General features: G+C 57.9%; 9 protein-coding genes. All 9 read right to left on the bottom strand.

Annotated elements, in window-relative coordinates:
* Positions 1-32 precede the first annotated feature (32 nt).
* The 9 genes from glnD to HY011_09360 all read right to left on the bottom strand — a co-directional run bounded on the left by glnD (position 33) and on the right by HY011_09360 (position 17818).
* Positions 33-2804, bottom strand: a complete 2772-nt coding sequence (glnD, locus tag HY011_09400) for a [protein-PII] uridylyltransferase (GenBank protein MBI3423142.1) — start codon at positions 2802-2804, stop codon at positions 33-35.
* A 423-nt stretch (positions 2805-3227) separates the two neighbouring features.
* Positions 3228-6779, bottom strand: coding sequence for an Hpt domain-containing protein (locus HY011_09395; GenBank protein ID MBI3423141.1), 3552 nt, complete (start codon positions 6777-6779; stop codon positions 3228-3230).
* Between the two features lie 87 nt (positions 6780-6866).
* Positions 6867-7595 (bottom strand): hypothetical protein, encoded by a 729-nt coding sequence (locus HY011_09390; GenBank protein MBI3423140.1) that lies wholly within the window; start codon positions 7593-7595, stop codon positions 6867-6869.
* Positions 7596-7847: 252 nt separating this feature from the next.
* Positions 7848-10133: a methyl-accepting chemotaxis protein gene (locus tag HY011_09385; GenBank protein ID MBI3423139.1), complete on the bottom strand. Its 2286-nt coding sequence runs from the start codon at positions 10131-10133 to the stop codon at positions 7848-7850.
* Between the two features lie 60 nt (positions 10134-10193).
* On the bottom strand, positions 10194-12437 hold the full coding sequence (locus HY011_09380) for a HAMP domain-containing protein (GenBank protein MBI3423138.1): 2244 nt from the start codon (positions 12435-12437) through the stop codon (positions 10194-10196).
* A 99-nt stretch (positions 12438-12536) separates the two neighbouring features.
* Positions 12537-14750, bottom strand: a complete 2214-nt coding sequence (locus tag HY011_09375) for a HAMP domain-containing protein (protein MBI3423137.1) — start codon at positions 14748-14750, stop codon at positions 12537-12539.
* Between the two features lie 365 nt (positions 14751-15115).
* Positions 15116-16018, bottom strand: coding sequence for a chemotaxis protein CheW (locus HY011_09370; GenBank protein MBI3423136.1), 903 nt, complete (start codon positions 16016-16018; stop codon positions 15116-15118).
* 78 nt (positions 16019-16096) lie between these two features.
* Positions 16097-16459 carry a response regulator gene (locus tag HY011_09365; protein ID MBI3423135.1) on the bottom strand — a complete coding sequence of 121 codons (363 nt, stop codon included), beginning with the start codon at positions 16457-16459 and terminating at the stop codon, positions 16097-16099.
* Positions 16460-16591: 132 nt separating this feature from the next.
* On the bottom strand, positions 16592-17818 hold the full coding sequence (locus tag HY011_09360; protein ID MBI3423134.1) for a response regulator: 1227 nt from the start codon (positions 17816-17818) through the stop codon (positions 16592-16594).
* Between the last annotated feature and the right edge of the window lie 240 nt (positions 17819-18058).

Below are 18058 nucleotides of genomic sequence, written 5' to 3'. Positions count from 1 at the left end.
CCTCGATTGAATTTTGCTTTGTGTTGATGGATCTAACCGCGACCCGCAGAAACCTGTGGCAATGGTTTGATTGGCTCATCAAGCACCGCGCGAAGCGCGCGCTCAAGTTCTGCCAATTCACTGTCAGGTAATTTTCGCCCCGCTGCATCGGTCACATAAAACACATCCAGTGCCAGATGCTTTTCGGTGGCCACTTTCGCAAACACAATGTCGAGCGACAGGCTCGCCAGCGTGCTCGCAAGCTTGTAAGCCAAACCCAAACGATCAGCCGTTTGGACTTCCAAAATCGTGCTTTTATCCGACGATTGATTATCCCAACTCAGCTTGGCGGCGCGTTGCACCGCTTTGGGCAGCGCCGTTTTACGCTTGCTGAACCGCGACGCCGTTTGCGCGTGCAAGCGTTTTGCCACGGCAGCCGCAATGTCTAACTCACCGCTGAGGACACGCTTGATCGAGTCGTCAATCTGTTCCCAGCGCTGTGGATCGGCCAACGGTTCGCCGACGGTGTCGCTGACTTTGAACGAATCCACCGCCAGACCGTCCGTCCGCGTGTTCAAACTCACACTTAGAATGTTGACGCCTTGCGCCGTCAGCGCTCCGGCCAGATTGGCGAAGAGACCGCGCCGGTTGCGCGCGCACACGTGCAAGTCAGTGCACTTGGATTGCGCATTGACGCGCCAACTGGTTTTGACGCGCCGTGAATTCAGCGCATGCGCCAGCCGAATGTGTTCGATGATCACCTGCGGCGCGGTGAAGCGCGCGTAATCTTCGGGCAACATCGCGAAATGCTGTTGCACTTCGGCGTAATCCACCTCGCTCGCCAGCATCCTGACGATGCGCTCGCGCAAGCGTTCCGCCGTCTCATCGTGTTCCGGTTCAGGCACCAGCAACGCGCGCGCTTTGCTGTAAAGCTCCCACAACAGCGTGTCTTTCCACTCGCTCCAAACGCCCGGCCCGACGCCATTGATGTCGCCATAGGTGAGCAGTGTCAGCATATTCAAGCTGTCGAGCGTACCGATCTGGGCGGCAAAATCGCGCACGATTTTTTCGTCGCTCAAATCGCGGCGTTGCGCGATGTGCGCCATCAGCAAGTGCTGCCGCACCAAAAAGACGATCTGTTCGCTGGCCTGTGCATCCAGTTGCAACCGTTCGCAGACACGCTCGGCAATCTTGATGCCTTTCTCGGTGTGGCCGCCGCCCAGGCCTTTGCCGATGTCGTGCATCAACAAGCCCATGTGCAGGATGGCCGGATCGCTGATCTCCTGATACAGCGCACGGTAGCGTTCCAATTGTTTGTTGCGCGAATTGGCGAGTTCATCCAGCACTTCGATGGTGCGCAACGTATGCTCATCCACGGTGAAGCGGTGATAAAGATCGTGTTGCACCAGACAGGTCACGCGGCCAAATTCCGGCAGATATTTGGCCAGGAAACCGACTTCGTGCATCAGCCGCAAGCCCGCCGCGACACGGCCTTTGGCGCGCAACAACTTCATAAAGGTCTGCGCCACGTCCGTCGAAGCGCGAAAAGTTTTATTGACGGCGGCCAGGTTGGCTTGCACCAACTCCTGCAAATTCACGCTGAACGGCGCGCCGGTCGCTTGGGCATAGCTAAACGCCAGCAACATGCGGTGGCCATCCAGGGTAGGCTCGGCCAACGCAGTCTCGGCCAATTCGGTCGCGGTCTTTTCGACATCGAGCACGCCATCGCGCATCACGAACCCGCCTTGGGCCGACATGGTGCGCGCGCGGCTGAACCAGCGTTTCTTTTCCTGCTTGCTCGCCGCCCGCTGCAAATGCGCTTCGCACAGACTGTGCAAGCGCCGTGCGTGCAGGTAATAGTCGCGCATGAAACTTTCCGACGCCTGCGCTTCGGCGCTGTCGATGTACCCGAAGCTGTGCGCAACCTGCTGTTGCAAATCCAGCGTCAAGGCATCAGTGCGCCGTGCCGTGGCGAAATGCATTTCGTTGCGCACGCGCAGCAAAAAGTCATAAGCCGCCGTGATGGCCTTGGCGTCCCGTTCGGGCACTACGCCCTCCGCCACCAAATCAATCAGGTTCGCTTTGCCGTGGGCCACACGCGTGGCCCACAACAGCGTATGCAAATCACGTAAGCCGCCAGCAGTCTCTTTTACGTTTGGCTCTTGTAAACAGGCGACGTTGCCGAATTTCTCATAACGCCCTGTCCGGTCGGCCAAAATCTGTCCCAGCAAAGCCTGCTGCTGCCCCCGCGAATTGCTGAAAATTTCATCGTCGATCCGCTCGGTCAATTGTTCAAACAGCGTTTCGCTGCCCCAGAGCAGCCGCGCATCAATCAACGAATTGCGCGTGATATTGTCGTCTTTCGCTTCAGCCAGACACTCACTCACGCTGCGGTTACTGTGACCCACGCTGAACCCCATGTCCCAGAGCAGGTAGAGCATCTTTTCGCTCAGCAACGCGGCGGCGGCCGCTTCCTTGCGGCCTTGATGCAAAAACATCACGTCAATGTCCGAATGCGGCGCGAGTTCCACGCGGCCATAACCGCCCAACGCAATCACCGCAAAAGGAACTTTGGCCGCGTCGTGCTGCAACTCTTCGGCGGCGGTGCGGGCGATGCGCTGGATCACCAGATCAACAATCAAACTGCGCGCGGCGACAATTTGTGAACCGCTGATGCCGAAACGGTGCCGCAATTGCAGCCGTTGCGTTTCGATTTTCAAAAACTTTTTGAGCGCGCTCAGCCGCTCTGCCGGAGTCGGTTGGGCTTCGATGCGCCGCAGCTTTTCCCCTGCGTGCTGACGAATTGTCTCAAAGTTGATTTGCATTCCTGTGACATCATCCAAGCCCTTGCTTCTTTTGCTTTCACGAAGCGCGGTGGTTTGTATTCGTTGGACCTAAGTGCAAGCTCAATGCCAAAGCGGCGGCGGGTGGCCCGCAACCTCGCAAGCGGTTGCCGCGATTGCTTTTGGCTCGAATAAACGCGTCTGACTGGCGTGTTGGCTGACGACCCTTAACCGACAAAGTTGTTTATTATCAAAAGAAGTCTGACAATTTTGTTCACTCGCGATACCTTTCTATACGACCTTCCTGTAGCATGGGTGACCCCGATGCCAAGCCAACCTGATAATGAAATTCACGGCGGCCCCCACAAAGCCAATACCTCGTTGACTGGCCGAAAAAACTGAAAGGCACGCTGCGACAATTTCGTCGCAGCGTGCCTTTCAGTATACATTTTTGTCAGCAAGTAATTAGCTCTCGCGGCTACGTCGGTTGGCCAGCCGCCGGATCAGGCTGAGCAGCACGTCATCCTGGTAAGGTTTTACCAGGTATTCGGTCGCCCCGACTTCAAAGGCGCGGTCACGGTGTTTCTGGCCTGCGCGCGAGGTCAATACGATCACCGGCAAATCAGCGTACTCAAGTTGCTTGCGTAAGGTGTTGATAAATTCGTAACCGTCCATGCGCGGCATCTCAATGTCCACCAGCAGCAAATCAGGCGGGATGGTCATTTGCTGTAATTGCTCCAATGCGTCGAGGCCATCCTTGGCTTGCAACGCATTCCAGCCAGCGCTGGTCAGCCGGTTGGTCAGCACGCGGCGCACGCTGAGCGAATCGTCCACTACCATCACGGTCAAAGGCACAGTCAAGGACGCGCTCACGGGCACACTCACGGGCGCGGCCACTGCTTTCGGCGCCGATGTAGTTATTACCGGTGATGCAATGGCGCGGGGTGCCGCCGACTGTGCCGCCACTGGCAATCTGGGTTCCGCGCGCAGCTCAAAGGCGGCGCGCGGACGGAACACCTCACGCAATAATTCCGGCAGGTTCAGAATCAAAACGGCGCTGCCGTCGCCCAGCAACGTGGCACCGGTCAAGCCGTGCACGCGGCGCAAATGATTGCCCAGGTTTTTCACCACAACTTCGCGGCCTTCGAGGGTTTCATCCACGGCAATGGCGACCTGATGACCTTCGATGTTCATAATCAATGCCATTTGCGTGGCATGGTTGATTTCGTGACGCTTGAGATTGAGCAGTTTGCTGAGTTGCAACAACGGATAGACCTTGCCGCCGGTGCGCACCACCGTGTCGTGACCGATGCGATCCAATAGATTGGGCGTGAGCTTGACGACCTGTGACAAGCCCGCAAGGGGCACGGCGAAAATTTGTTGTTGCGTCTTGACCAGCAGTGAACGCATGACCGCCAAGGTCAGCGGCAGGCGCAGCGTAAAGAGCGTGCCCTGGCCGGGTTGGGAATCCATGCTAATGCTGCCTTTCAAACGGTGGATGGTGGATTTGACCACATCCATCCCGACCCCGCGCCCGGAAATTTCACTGACGGCTTCGGCCGTGCTGAAGCCCGGCAAAAAAATCAGTGAGTAAAGCTCTTCGTTGCTCAAATGCGCCGCCTCAGCCGCGCTCAACAACCCGTTTTTCAGCGCGGTTTGACGGATACGTTCGGGATTAAGACCGCTGCCGTCATCCCCGATTTGAAGCACGGTTTGGGTATTGTCGTGAAACGCGCGCAAGCGGATCGTGCCGCTGGTCGGCTTGCCATTGGCCGCACGCGCGCTGGGCGTTTCGATGCCGTGGTCAATGGCATTGCGCAAAATGTGCAACAAGGGGTCGGCAATTTCTTCGATGACGGTTTTGTCCAACCGCGTCTCGTCGCCTTCGATCACCAGATTGACCTGTTTGTCGCGCCGCGCCGCCACGGTATGCACGGTGCGGTGCAAGCGCGAGGACAAGGTTGAGAGCGGCACCATGCGCAGCCGCATCAATTTTTCCTGGATGTCGCTGCACAACCGCGCTTCCCGTTGCAGGCAATTTTGGAAGTCGTCTTTGATTTCGACCAGTTCGCTTTCGAGCGCGTGCACGTCGCTGGCCGCTTCCGTCAATTCACGCAACAGCAAGTGAAATTCGGTGTATCGGTCAAATTCCAGCGCATCGAAGCCGTAGGTATTCTGGTTCAGCAAGGGCGCTGCCAAGCCGTGGGGTTGAGTAAGGCTATTGAGTAAGGCATTGGCCGAAAAAGGCCGGGCAGGCGCCGGGTGGCCGCCGCCGAGCGTGCTGGCCTCGAATTGAACCTCCATCTTTGTGGCCACGCGGTTCAACCGAGTCGAATTGGTATGCACCTCTTCGAGCTGGCGGTTGAGGGTCGTCATGTTCTGTTCAAACGCCGCGTGATTGACCAACAACTCCGTCACCAATTTGACCACCGTGTCTAATTGATCAATCGGCACGCGCACATATTTGCCGCGATTGACGACCGCCACCGCCGGGGCGTCTTTTTCCGCCGTGCTGTCAGACTCCGGCTCCGCCGTCTCGTTCGGCAAGGGCTTGGTCGTGCGTTTGAGCGGCAGCGGATCGGCTAAGGCCTCCAGTGCTTCAAACGTATATTCCGCTCCCGGCGCTGGGTGCGGGGCTGCGAGCACTTCGGCATAAGCGGCATACAGGCCCGCCAGGACATCCTGATCTGCCCGTTGATTGAGCAGGTTCTCCAGGATTTCGGTGGAAGCGAAAAGCAGTTGCAGCAGCTCTGAGGTCAGCTTCAACTCGTCATCGTAAAGCAAATCGAGCAGGTCTTCGGCGCGGTGGGCGAGATTGGCGAGTTCCTGAAAACCGACGACGGCGGCGGAGCCTTTGAGCGAATGGGCGCTGCGCCGAATCTCTTGTAACAACGCTTTATTGCCGGGTTGCGCGGCCAGCGCGGGCAGTGAGAGCGTCATGACGCGCAAATGCTCTTCGGCCTCGGGCAAAAAGACTTCGAGCAATTCCGCCGGAATATCCGGCATGTCCAACTCGGTTTCCGGCACCGGTGTTTCGATTGCGCTGGCGCTGGTGTCGGCGGGTGGAAAAGGCGCGAGCAACTCCTCAAATGGTTCAGCGGCCAAGGGCGCGTCGCTGGCCGTGATTTCGGCCCCCGCCAGCGTTTCGGCGGGCGGAGCGGCAACAGCGAAGGCAGGCGCTTCGGTTGTAGCGGGGGCTGCGGTGAAGGCCACTTCGGCAAAAACTGCGGCGTCCTCCGCCCGCCTTTCTTCTTCCCATTCCGCAAGGCTGGGTTGCCGCACGGGTAACGGCGGAGGCGACATAACGACTGGCGCGGGATTTTCAGCCACCAATGGCAGCAGGCCCTCTTCGTCATTCAAGTCCAGCCAAGCCGACAAATCGGGCAGGCCGGAAATTTCCGCTTCCGCTGCGGCGGGCGGCGCGCCGGCACTTTGCGCCGCTGGCGGCGGCATTGCGGGCGCAGGCGGAATGAAGGACAGGATCGGACGCAGCGGCCCCGTGTTACGCAAGGGGGTGTTGAGTACGGCGTCAAATGAATTGAGCGCTGGCGGGCTGGTCAGGTCGCGCAATTCGCGCAAGGTCTGCGTTAATTCTGCGGGGAAATCGCGCGCGCCCGTGACAACCGCATCCAGATAATGATCGAGTTGCAGGAGTAGTCGGGTGAACGCCGTTAAGGCCGCAACGCTCACCGGCAGTTGGCTGGCAATCAGCTTTTCCAACACTTCTTCAAAACTGCTGGCGAGGTCACCCAGCGGCATCAACCCAACCACGGCGGCGGCGCCTTTGATCGTGCGGACGTGGCGTTGCGCTTCCGCCAGCAACGCGGTTTGTTGCGGGCGGCGCTGATATTCGTCCAAGGCCGTTTGAAGCTTGGGCAGATAGCTCTTCACTTCAGCGATAAATCCGTTGAGCAATTCAGGGAGCAATTGATCACCCGGCCCGCCGCTGGCCCAACTCATTGCGCCGGCGGTCTCATTCAAATCATTCACGCTCAAATCCTCGCTGCTTTCATTCATCGCCTTGTCCTCGCTCACACCCCAGCTTGACGTAAGGGCGCGGCAGGGTCTGCAAATTGTTTCTTCGCCGACCCTGCCGCCAAGACCTTAAAACGTGAAACCGTAGGTCAGATACAGGTAATTGTTTTTCCGCCCTTGGTTGCCGATCAGCCAGCCCGCCGAAATTGACTGGCTTTTGGGCAACGAAAAAACCAGCGCCGGGGTGAGATACCCCAAGCTGTTTTTGCCGCTGTACCAATCCATCACAAACGAAACTTTCGGATGCAGCGGTTGTTCGTACCCCAGCATCGCGCCTTTCGTCGTGCCAGTACCGGCCGCCCGGCCCACCAGATGGTAATAACCGCCCGTGAAGCGCGGCCCAAAATCGCTTTTGAACTTTTTGCTGACGTTGCTGTAAAGCAGCGCGTAGTTATCGCCGCCGTTCTGCCGGTTTTTGACCGTCAGATAAGCCAGCACGCCGACGGTGGAGGTGACGCCCGTTTTCTCATTGCTGTAAACCTGCCACTTGACGTTGGGGATCACTTGCACCGGCTGATTCGGCGTGACCGATTTCGACCAGGCAACATTGGCGCCCACCTCGACGCCTTTGCCGACCCCCACCACGACACGCGGATAAAAGCCGTGATAACCGCCGTTGTCGAGACTTTCCAAATGGCCGAACCAATCCATCTCGACATAGGTTTTGCCCTTGGCGACCACATCGGTCGAGGGCGTGTTGAAGATCAAGGATTGCGCCGCCGCCGGCACAGTATTGAAAAGAATCATCGTCAGGAGCAGCCCGGCGGCGCTCAGCGTGAGTCTGGTTTTGTATTGCATAGAAGTCTCTCTTTGGAAATACAACCAAGAGGCTTCACGATGGGTTTAGACGGGGTTCGTGGGCCACCTCTGATACCGCTTCGTGTGGCTTCGTGGATCGTTGTTGGTGTTTGTCACGCCCGTGGGGCGGGCGCCTTTGATGACACTGCCCTGCTAAATTGTTCAGCATCCGGCGCGCGCAGCAGGGCCGCCCGCCAGATGAAACTTGCGCCCGCCGGACAACTATTTGGCCGCGTGCGTTTGCCAAGCGGGTTAATTCAAATGCGCCGTGCCGTAGGCCGCCTTGCCCGCCTGGAAGTGCGGCCCGGCAACCTTGCCCGGCGCGTTGCCCGGCAACTTAAACGACACGACCGAAGCGCGCAGTTCGTCGGCCAGTTCGGCCAGGCTCTTGACGGTGACGGCGGATTGAATGACGCCGTTGGTGGTCTGGTTGGTGATCTTGGCGATTTGGGCCATGGTTTGCGAGAGTTGTGTCGAACTGCGGGCTTGCAACTTACAGTCGTCGGCAATGGCGCGCACCAGTTCGGCCAGCCGGTTGGTCACCCCTTCGATCTCGGTCAGCGATTGACCGGCTTGATTGGCCAGTTTGGAACCCGCCAGCACTTCGCGCGAGGTTTCTTCCATCGCACTGAGCGCGTCACGGGTGCCGCCCTGAATTGTGCGAATCAGCGTGCTGATGCGTTTGGTGGCGTCGGCAGAGCGCCCGGCGAGTTGTTCGACTTCGCGCGCAACCACGGCAAACCCCGCGCCGGCCTCGCCTGCGGTGGCGGCCTGGATGGAAGCGTTGAGCGCCAGCACGCCGGTACGGTCGGCGATTTCATCAATCAGATGCACGATCTCTTCGATCTCTTGCGAACGCTCGCTCAATTGCTGCATCTGGCGCGCCGTTTCCTGCACCTGTTCGAGCACGCGCAGCATGCCGTGCATGTTGTGTTGCACAATCTCGGAGCCTTTGTGCGTCGTGCTCAATGATTGGTCGGCCACGGCCGCTGACAATTCGGCGCTCTCGGCCACCTGTTGGATGGCGCGCGTCATTTCGGCCAGGGCCATGGTGGTATTGGTAATTTGGGCGGCTTGTTCCTGACTGCCTTGGGCCAGGCGTTCGGCGCTGGTTTGGGTTTCGGCGGCGGTGCTGTTGACCTGTTGGGAAACGTTCTGCACCTTGCCGATCAGTTGGCGCAGGCTGTCCATCATGTAGTTGAACGCGTCGGCGATGGCGCCGGTCATGCCTTCGGTGACTTCGGCCTCGCGCGTCAGATCGCCTTCCGCCACACCGCTGACTTCATCCAGCAGCTTGATGATCGAACGTTGAATTTCGTCACGTTCGGTGCGGGACTGCATCAGGCCGCGCGTGTTGTCGAGCATGTTGTTGAAGGCCTGCGCGGTGCGCCCCAATTCGTCGCTTGAAAGTACCGGGGCGCGTTCCTCGAAATTGCCGTTGTCAATGTGCGCGATCAGTTGCGTGAGCGCTTGGGTTTGTTGATTGACCCCCCGGGTAATCACGGCCACCGCCAGCACCGTCAATAACAACCCCAGCACGGTTAGCACCAAAACCGAGTTGCGCTCGCGTTTCACTTTATCCACACGCGCTTGCAAGAGCGTCTTCAGATCGTCGAGCGCCAGTTGATGCAATTGCATCAGCCGTTCGATGGAGGGCGCTCCGGCGGCCAGGAATTGCGTCGCCAGCATGGAGGAATCGCTGCTGCGGGTGAGTTGACGATCCGCCCAGACGATAAACCCGTTTACCTCTTTGGCCAGAATTTCCAACTGCCCATCGTGCCGGTCCTTCAAACTAGGATTGGCGGCATAGGCCTTGCCAAAGCTGCGTTCCAGGTTCTGCAACGTCACCTGTACCTGACTGAAAAAGGTAGTCAGTTGGGCAAACTCTTCCGGCGTGGCTTTTTTCGCCACGGCCAGGCCCGCCCCCAAACCACGCAACCGATTGGCCTCTTCGGCCAAGCGCGGGATTTGAATAATGACCGCATCCATCAGGTAATAGGTATCGAGGTCAGGGTCGAGAATCAGGTTGGAGGTGTCGCCCGCGTAAATGATGAGGTCGTTGACCTCGGCGATCAATTGCGTATGTTCGTCGAAATTCGCGCGCGCCTCGGTTTGCGCCGTCTTGCTTTTGAGCAGATTCCATTTCTGCCGCAGCGCGCGCAGCTTGCCGGAAGTTTGCAGTAACCCGCCGTATGTATTTCCGGTCTGGCCAATTTCCCGGCGGTCTTGCTCTTCAGCGGCGGCCAATTGCTGTTCAACACCGCGCGCCGCTTCAGACAATTGAGACTGCAACGAGGTTTCGCCGCGCAACAGGGCGCTCGCCAGGCCGCGATGATTGGCGATCTCTTTCGCCAGCTTTTGCAAGGGCAACAGGAGCTCTGTGCCGTAAAGCTCTTTCTGGGCAAAGCCGATCGTATTGCCTTTTTCGGTGACATAGAGCCAGGTGATGACCGGGATCGGCAACCCCATAAAGAGGGCGATTAAGATCAGCTTCTGCCAGATTTTCAACCGTTGCAACAACTGCAAATTTTTCAGCATAGTGACTCCTTATCAGCGCCAACACCCGCCAGGGCAGGTTTTTCTACAGCGCCGCAGCGCTCAGTTCTGGGTGAAGTATTGGCCGCTGCCCCATTCCTCAACGCTAATGGGACGCAGGCTGCTGCCGGTCAGACGGCCCAGCCGCCCGGTCGAGCGCTCATGCGCCGCCAGCTTAAAGGACGCGACCGAACCGTTGAGATCATCGGCCAGCGCGGCCAATTGCGTCGCTGTCGTGGCCGAGCGCGAAATGCCCGTCGCCGTTTGCCGGGTCGCCTCGGAAAGCTGCAACATCGCGGAGGAAACGGCGGCGGACTCTTTGGTTTGCACTTCGGTGGTGCGGGAAATGGATTGAATCAAATCGGTGAGTTGCGCCATCACCTGTTCAATCTCGACCAAGGCGTCGCCAGCCTCACAGATCATGGTTGTGCCTTCGTGCACGCCACGGCTGCTTTCTTCCATCGCGCTGGCGGCGGTTTGCGCGTTTTGCCTCGTCCGGTTGACCAACTCGCCAATCAACTTGGCAGCTTCCGTCGAACGCAACGCCAGATGTTCGACCTCGCGCACGACCACGGCAAAACCGCGCCCAGCCTCGCCCGCGCTGGCGGCCTGAATCGAAGCATGTAACGCCAGCACGCTGGTGCGTTTGGCGATCTCTTCGATGACCTGCACCACCTCACCAATCTCGCGCGAGGTGGCGCTCAATTGTTTGAGGTGCTGCGAGCTTTCCAGCACCTGATCGCGCACCTGGCTGACGCCTTTGATGGTGCCTTGCAAAATCTTGGAGCCGCGTTTCGCCGTCTCCAGCGTTTTCTGGGCCACCAGTTTCGAGGCTTCGGCAGTTTCCGCGACATTGCGGATTGAGAAGGCCATCGCGTCAATTTCGTGGGCGGCGCTGACCAATTGTTCCGCGCGTTGTTTGGCTTCTTCGGCCAAATGCTGGGTGTTGCGCTGGGTGGCGCTGGCGGTGACATTGACCTCGCGCGCGACTGTTTGCACCTTGCCGATGATGTGGCGTAACTGCTCGATCATGTAATTGAACGCATCGGCAATAGCGCCGGTCATCCCGTCCGTCACTTCAGCTTCGCGCGAGAGGTCGCCGCGCGCCACGCCGCTCACTTCATCGAGCAGTTTCATAATGGAGCGTTGAATTTCGTCGCGCTCTCCACGTGTTTGCACCAAACCCTGATTGGCATCGAGCATTTCATTGAAGGCCTGGGCCAGTAAGCCCAGTTCATCTTTGGCGAGCACTTCGGCTCGTGCCTCGGTATTACCGGCATTGATTTCATCTACCAGCTTGGTCAGCGTCTTGAGTTGGCGGCCCACCTTGCGCGCCAGCATAAACAGGGTCATGCCGACCACCAGCGCCATCAACACCCCACCAAGCAGGAAAGCATTGCGATTCCAGGCCAGACTGGCGCTGCGCGCGCCGATCAAATCCGCCAGCGTTTGGGTCGCGCCATCCCAGCAATTAAAGCTGGTGTTCAAGGCTGTGTTACTAACAGTGACAAATTCTTGCGCTTCATTGTTCGTGCTTGTTTCGAGGGAGGCGGGCGCGAGGATTTTTTGGTTCAACCACTCCAACAAGGTTTGCACGGCGGCCAGGTTTTCCTGGAGCTTTGGTTCAAGCGCTTTGACCACGCCGGAGGTGTTGTAGCCAACGGCTTTTTCCACATTACTCTTGGCTGTCTCCGTCACGGTCTGAATTTCCGCGCTTAGCCCCAGCAATTTGACCCTGTCGGCCAGAGGCAACTGCTTGTTCGTCAAAGCACGCGTGCCCAGCCACATGGCTTGGGCGATAAAATCCTGTTGCCTCGGCAACTCCAGGGCGACCGTTTCCATAGTGTAGACGGCATCCAGATCAGGGTCTACGAACAGCCCAGAGGTATCTGTCACTTGCATCATCAGCGCACGGATGCTGGCGAGGAAGGCTGCGTTGAGCGCAGCCGCGGCGCCTTTGCTTTTCATGCCTTGCCACTGCGCGGTCAGCGCCCGCAACTGGTCGCTGGTTTTCAACTCCGCGCCCCACTGCCGGTCGAGGTTTTCGAGTTGCAGCAGGGTGTCATCTATGCGCTCGGCTTTGCTGTTATTCCCGGCGCCAATGAACTGGGCAGAATGGTCCAGTAACGTGCGCAAGGTACGCAGGTAAACAACACCATTCACCTCGTTCCGTGCGAACTCAATTCCGCCGTTCTTTTCGCGGATGGTCAAAGAGAGAAGCGCCACGACCGACAGACTCAGGAGGGTCACGATCAACGCCTGTTTCTGCCAGAGCTTTAAGTTTCCGATGCTAGATTCACGCTTCATTCCGCACTTCCTTCTTTCGTGTTACTGGCTTTCGTGTTACTGGGCCAAACCTGGGTCAGGTCAGAATTAGACTTACGCTAGCGAGGCCGGCAAATCCTGTTACGGAACTTGGGCCAGGCTTTGAGGACGAGAACTTTGTAGTTTGAAGGAGGCCACCGACACATTCAGGTCATCGGCCAGCGCGGCCAACTGATCCACCCACAACGCCGATTGCTTAATTCCGCTGGCCGTTTCGCCCGTCGCCTTCGAAATCCAGACCATGCGTTGCGAGACGGCGGCGGATTCCCGGGTCTGTTGTTGGGCCGACTCTGAGATGCCTTGCACAAGTTTGGCCAATTGCGCCGAGACACTCTCGATTTCGCTTAAGGCTTCGCCAGCCTCGTGAATCAACGTCGTCCCTTGCACCACGCTGTGCGTGCTTTCTTCCATTGCCGCGATAGCCTCTTTCGCGCCCATCTGCGTGGTCTTGACCAGGTCGGCAATGCGTTTCGTCGCTTCGCTGGAGCGTTTGGCTAACCGATCCACGTCTTCGGCCACCACGGCGAAACCGCGCCCGGCTTCACCCGCGCGGGCCGCTTGAATCGAAGCGTTCAAGGCCAGCACGCTGGTGCGATAAGCAATATCGTTGATCAATTGCACGATCTCGCCGATTTCCTGCGAATGTTCGCCCAGCCGTTTGATGCGCTTCGCCGTTTCCTGCACCTGTTCGCGCAAGCGGCTCATCCCGGCCACCGTATGTTGCAGGACTTCGGCTCCGCGTTTGGCGGTCGCCAGCGATTGATGCGCCACATCCTTGGAGGTGGCGGCGGTCTCGGAAACCCGCTGGATCGAATCGGCCATCGCGTCAATATCCTGTGAGGCCTGGATGATCTGGTCGGCGCGCGTCCTGGCTTCTTCCGCCAGTTGCCGCGTGGCGTGTTGTGTCTGATTGGCGGTTGAACCGACCTCGGTCGCCACTTGTTTCACATCGCCGACAATGCGCCGCAATTCGCCGGTCATAAAGTTGAAGGAATCGGCAATGGCGCCGGTGGCATCATTGGTGACTTCGGCCCGCCGCGTCAGGTCGCCTTCGGCGACCGAACCGACCTCATTGAGCAGTTTGATAATCGAACGTTGCAGGTTGTCGCGCTCTTCGCGGGTCTGGACCAGAGAGTTTGCGCTCTCCAACATGCTGTTCATCGCGGTCAGCAAACGACCCGTTTCATCGGCAGAGGTCACCGGGACTTTGGTGACGTTTTCACCGTTGGCAAGATTCTCGGCAAAGCGGGCCGCCGCTTTAATGGGCGCGGCGACTTTGCCCGCCAGATACCACAATAACAACATCGCCAACGCCGTCAGCAGCAATCCAGTGAGCAATTGCCCCCACATTGTCCGCGTGGCCTCAGCCGTAACGGCCGTGGTCGGAATCAGCATCAGCGCCGCCCAGGGAGTGCCCGTTTGGCCAACGGGCAAAGGAATTAACACTCTAAGCTTGTCACCAGCCACGGCGATCTGGCCTTGGCCAGCCTGGATCTGAGGCAGCATCTCGCTTAATTCCGGGTGCGCTTTGTTCACCGGCTGTTTGATTAGCTCAGGCTGTCTCGTGGCGCCGGCAATAATGCCTTTGTGGCTCAATAACAGTAACTTACCTGTGCCGTTATAAAGGCTGATGCCATCGGCCATTTTTTGCAGGAAGTCAATTTTGAGGTCGGCCCCGACCATACCAATGAATTCGCCATTGACGATGATGGGCACGGAAACCGTGGTTTCGAGGATTTCCTTCCCCTGCACGTTGTAGGGGTATGGTTCGATGATGGCTTCCTTCATGGCCCGTTTGGGCGCTTGGTACCAATCGGAAACCTCTTCATCGCCGGGCGGCGTCACGTCCGAGCGAATGACGCCATCTTCACCGCGGCTCCAGGTGAAGTTGAAGCGGCCATCCGGGTTATAACCGGGTTTCCCTCCATACTCTTGATCGCGGCCATCAAAGGCATTCGGTTCCCAATCGGAGTAGAAGGCGACAAATTGCGGGTTCTCGGTCAGCACTTTTTTGATAATCGTGTTGACGCCTTCGCGCGTGAGCGCAAGCCCTTTCTGTTCTTTGGCCGCGGTCAACGTCTGGGCCACCGTCCGGGTCACATTGAGCGCATATTCCAATTCAGTGCGGACGCGGCCGGCTTCGGTTTGCACAATGCCGACGGCTTCTTCTTGCGCCTTGGCCACCGCCGCAGTGCGGGCGGAATACGCGGAATACCCGATGAACAAGGCCCCGGACACCAATAAACAGATGCCCGCCCAAAGCGCGAAGCGAAATTGAATGGATTTAAGTTGCATAACTTTTCTGCCTGTTTGGCCACTGCAACAGACTCGCGCCGCGGGAGCGTGAGACGTCTGGTGGCTTTCAAAATGCACTGCTGGCCAGCCACTGCGTTTGCGCAAATCAATGAAAGGCCCTGTGCAGACTGGCCCGGGCTGACCAGGCCGCCCCGCACTTTCAGGTCGCCGGTGCGTTCCGCTCATTGCTGCGCGGATAACGCCGCCTGCCGCACTCCGTCGTTTCGCAGTCGGTACCAGCGGCCGTTAGGGACAAGCCCGTCATTGTGTTTGTAGTGCGGGATGCGCGAACAGACGAGGCTTGTCAGAAGCCTCTTGATCAATGAGGGTGACGAGGTGGGATGTGTCCTCGCGCCGACGCGGGTTTAGCCGGTAATTTCGAGCGCGCGCAGCAGGCTTTCCAGATTGAGCATGCTCAACAATTCGTCGCCTTGCGCCAAAAAGCCGCGCGTATGTGGCGTTAAACCATCGCCGAAAACGCGTTCGACCGTTTGAATTTCCGCCGTGGGTGCTTGCGCCAGACCGAGCATGCTTTCGACCGCCAGACAGGTGGTCAGATCCCCGCGTTGCGTTTGCACCACGACCAAATTCCGCAACGGCTGGCGCCGGGCCAAAGCCTCCGTCGAACTGTCGAGGAAATGACGTAAATCCACGACTGAAACAATATCGCCGCGCAGGTTGGCAATCCCCAGCACCCAGTCCGGCACATTGATCACCGGGGTGAATTGTTCGAGATCGCAAACCTCAAGCACCTGTTCCATCGGCACAGCATATTTCGCCCCGGCCAGGGCAAAAACGACGTGCTTTTCAGCTTCGACCACCGTTTCGGACGGCAATTCAACCGCCGCCAATCTGGCGGCCAACTCAGCGGCGAGCGCAGACGGCTCGTGTCGCTCAAGCGGCTCTAACACAAAGGGGTCGGCGTATGCTCTCGCCGGCATGGCGGTGCTTTCGCCGTGGTACGCGACGTTAGACTCGTCAAGGTTGGTAAAGTTCGCCAGCAAGTTCTCAGGTTGCAACGGCTCAGTATGCCGCAAGGGCTCCTGAAACTGCGCTTGCTGTAGCGGGGGTAAGGGCTGCAAATCCGGCAGCTCATCGGCCAGGCTCAGCACATCGTCCTCGCCAAAATCGGCGGGGGTGAACTGTAGCAAGTTTTCGACTGGCGCGGCATTTTCCGGCGACAAATCCGGCAGCAAATCGGGCAGCAATTCCCAAGGCGTCTCGCTGGGCAGCGTCAAAATGTCTTCGGCATCAATCATCGCGATCAAGACTCCCTCTTCGCTTTATCGCAGCAGGCGCCATCCGGCAGGCCGCCCGCTGACGCGTCACACGCCAGACTGGTGCGGTTACAGATGCCGGGCGATGGTGGCGAGCAAGTCTTCTTCCTTACAGGGTTTGGTTAAGTATTCATCCGCCCCTTGTTTCATGCCCCAAAACTTATCGCTTTCCTGATTCTTACTGGTCAGCAGAATGACCGGCAATTGCTCGGTATCCGGTGAAGTCTTCAGATCACGGCAAATCTGGAAGCCATTCCGGCCCGGTAAAATCACATCCAGAACCACCAATTCAGGATGTTCCCGGCGCGCCTTTTCCAAGCCTTCTTCGCCGCTTTCGGCGGTGATGACGCTGTAACCTTTGTTTTGGAGCGTCCGCATCACACTGTGCATCTGGGTGGGGCTGTCTTCCACTAAGAGAATCTTTCGCTTCATAAACGTTCCTCCAATTGTTGTGTGGCCAGTTGTGTGGTCAGTTGATTTGTTCTTTGGCCTCCCCGCGTGGTCGGACCAGCTTATTCAAACCTCTCAGCGAACCGGCCAACGCGCCAGCGAACTGGTTCAAACTTATTTCTCTACACCGCAATAATTCTCAACCGCTTTAAGCAAATCATTGGGCACGACCGGTTTGGTCAGATACCCTTGCGCGCCCACCAGCCGGGCCCGCACTTTGTCAAAAAAACCGTCTTTGCCACTCAACATCACGACTGGCACATCTTTGGTGGAAGGATAGGCTTTGATAATTTTGCAGATTTGATAACCATCCATCCCAGGCAGGCAGATGTCGAGCAGGATCATGTCAGGTGTCGCTTCGTTGAGCTTCGCCAGGGCTTCCATCATCTCGGCCGCTTCCAGCACCCGATGCCCTTGTTTTTGCAACGTTATCGAAACCAGCTTGCGAATGGTCGCCGAGTCATCAATCACCAGCACGACACGGGCTTGCGCCTCGGTCTGCCGCTGCTCCAACACGATGAGTTGCGCTTTTAAGTGCAACTCATCAGCCCGCAAGAGGCTGGCTTTGCGTAACGCTTGCACCGCTTCCGGAAGTTGCTGGAGGTGCAGATAAGCCACGCCCAAATAATAGTAAGCGTGAAAGTCATCCACGCTTTCCGTCAGGTTTTGATAATGCCGGATGGCATTGAGCAGCACTTCCCGGTCAACGTCTTTATTGGCCAGCACGGCCTCAAGATCATTCAAGTTGAGAATGGCGCGGCAACTCGCACAGGTCGTCAACTCCACTTGAAAAGCCGCCGCGCAGAGCGGGCATTGCCAGGTTTTTACGGCCGGTGCAAAGTTGGCTTGCAAGGCATAGGTCTGATTGAGCTTGGCAATCGCCTCGACATTTTGCGGGTTGAGTTTGAGCACCCGCTGCAAACAACGAATTGAGTCGGCTGATTTTTCCGCCACCTCGGCCAGCCGCAACCAGGCTTCCTCGCTTTGCGGATTCAGCGCCGAAGCTTCCATCAGCAGCCAGCGCGCCCGTGATTTATTCCCTTCGCGCGCCAGGGTCGCGCCTTCATTGAGTAAGGCTTGATGCAAGCGAATCAGCGCCTGCTCATTCTGCGGATTGATTTCAAGCACCCTGCGCAAATAGCCGATCGCTTGCTGATCGTTCTCAGCTAACATCGCCAGTCGCATCCAGGCGATTTCATTGGCAGGTTCACGCTCAGCCACCTGTTGCCAAAATAACCGATCGCCGGGATCGTCCGCCTTCATCATCTGAAATCCCCGGCGTGCCAGCGCCAACTCCGGGAATTCCGGTTCTACCGGTAATGTGACTATACTTTGAATCATTGACGATCCTCAGCTTGAGTTACTTGAGTAAGAATAAACAGTTACTCACGCACCCAGTCTGGTCTAAGCGGGCACGATTCGCGGGATAATTGCGGCGCAATAGATGCTTTAACCTCTACTCGCAAAAGTGAGCCGACCTGCACAACTGCCACACTGACCAGCAGCTTAAACAGGCAGTGAGCCAAGTAGGGGTTATCATTTGAGTGGAGCTTACAAGGGTAACAGGAGGGCAGAACACCC

This window comes from Acidobacteriota bacterium, from assembly GCA_016196035.1.
GTDB lineage: Bacteria > Acidobacteriota > Blastocatellia > RBC074 > RBC074 > JACPYM01.
The sequence above is the reverse complement of the archived record's forward strand: the minus strand, read 5'-3'. Positions and strand labels throughout refer to the sequence as shown.

Bases quoted from the DNA above. Each gene is read 5' to 3' on its own strand.
- glnD (MBI3423142.1), bottom strand. From the start codon at position 2,804: ATGCAAATCAACTTTGAGACAATTCGTCAGCACGCAGGGGAAAAGCTG.
- HY011_09395 (MBI3423141.1), bottom strand. From the start codon at position 6,779: ATGAATGAAAGCAGCGAGGATTTGAGCGTGAATGATTTGAATGAGACC.
- HY011_09390 (MBI3423140.1), bottom strand. From the start codon at position 7,595: ATGCAATACAAAACCAGACTCACGCTGAGCGCCGCCGGGCTGCTCCTG.
- HY011_09385 (MBI3423139.1), bottom strand. From the start codon at position 10,133: ATGCTGAAAAATTTGCAGTTGTTGCAACGGTTGAAAATCTGGCAGAAG.
- HY011_09380 (MBI3423138.1), bottom strand. From the start codon at position 12,437: ATGAAGCGTGAATCTAGCATCGGAAACTTAAAGCTCTGGCAGAAACAG.
- HY011_09375 (MBI3423137.1), bottom strand. From the start codon at position 14,750: ATGCAACTTAAATCCATTCAATTTCGCTTCGCGCTTTGGGCGGGCATC.
- HY011_09365 (MBI3423135.1), bottom strand. From the start codon at position 16,459: ATGAAGCGAAAGATTCTCTTAGTGGAAGACAGCCCCACCCAGATGCAC.
- HY011_09360 (MBI3423134.1), bottom strand. From the start codon at position 17,818: ATGATTCAAAGTATAGTCACATTACCGGTAGAACCGGAATTCCCGGAG.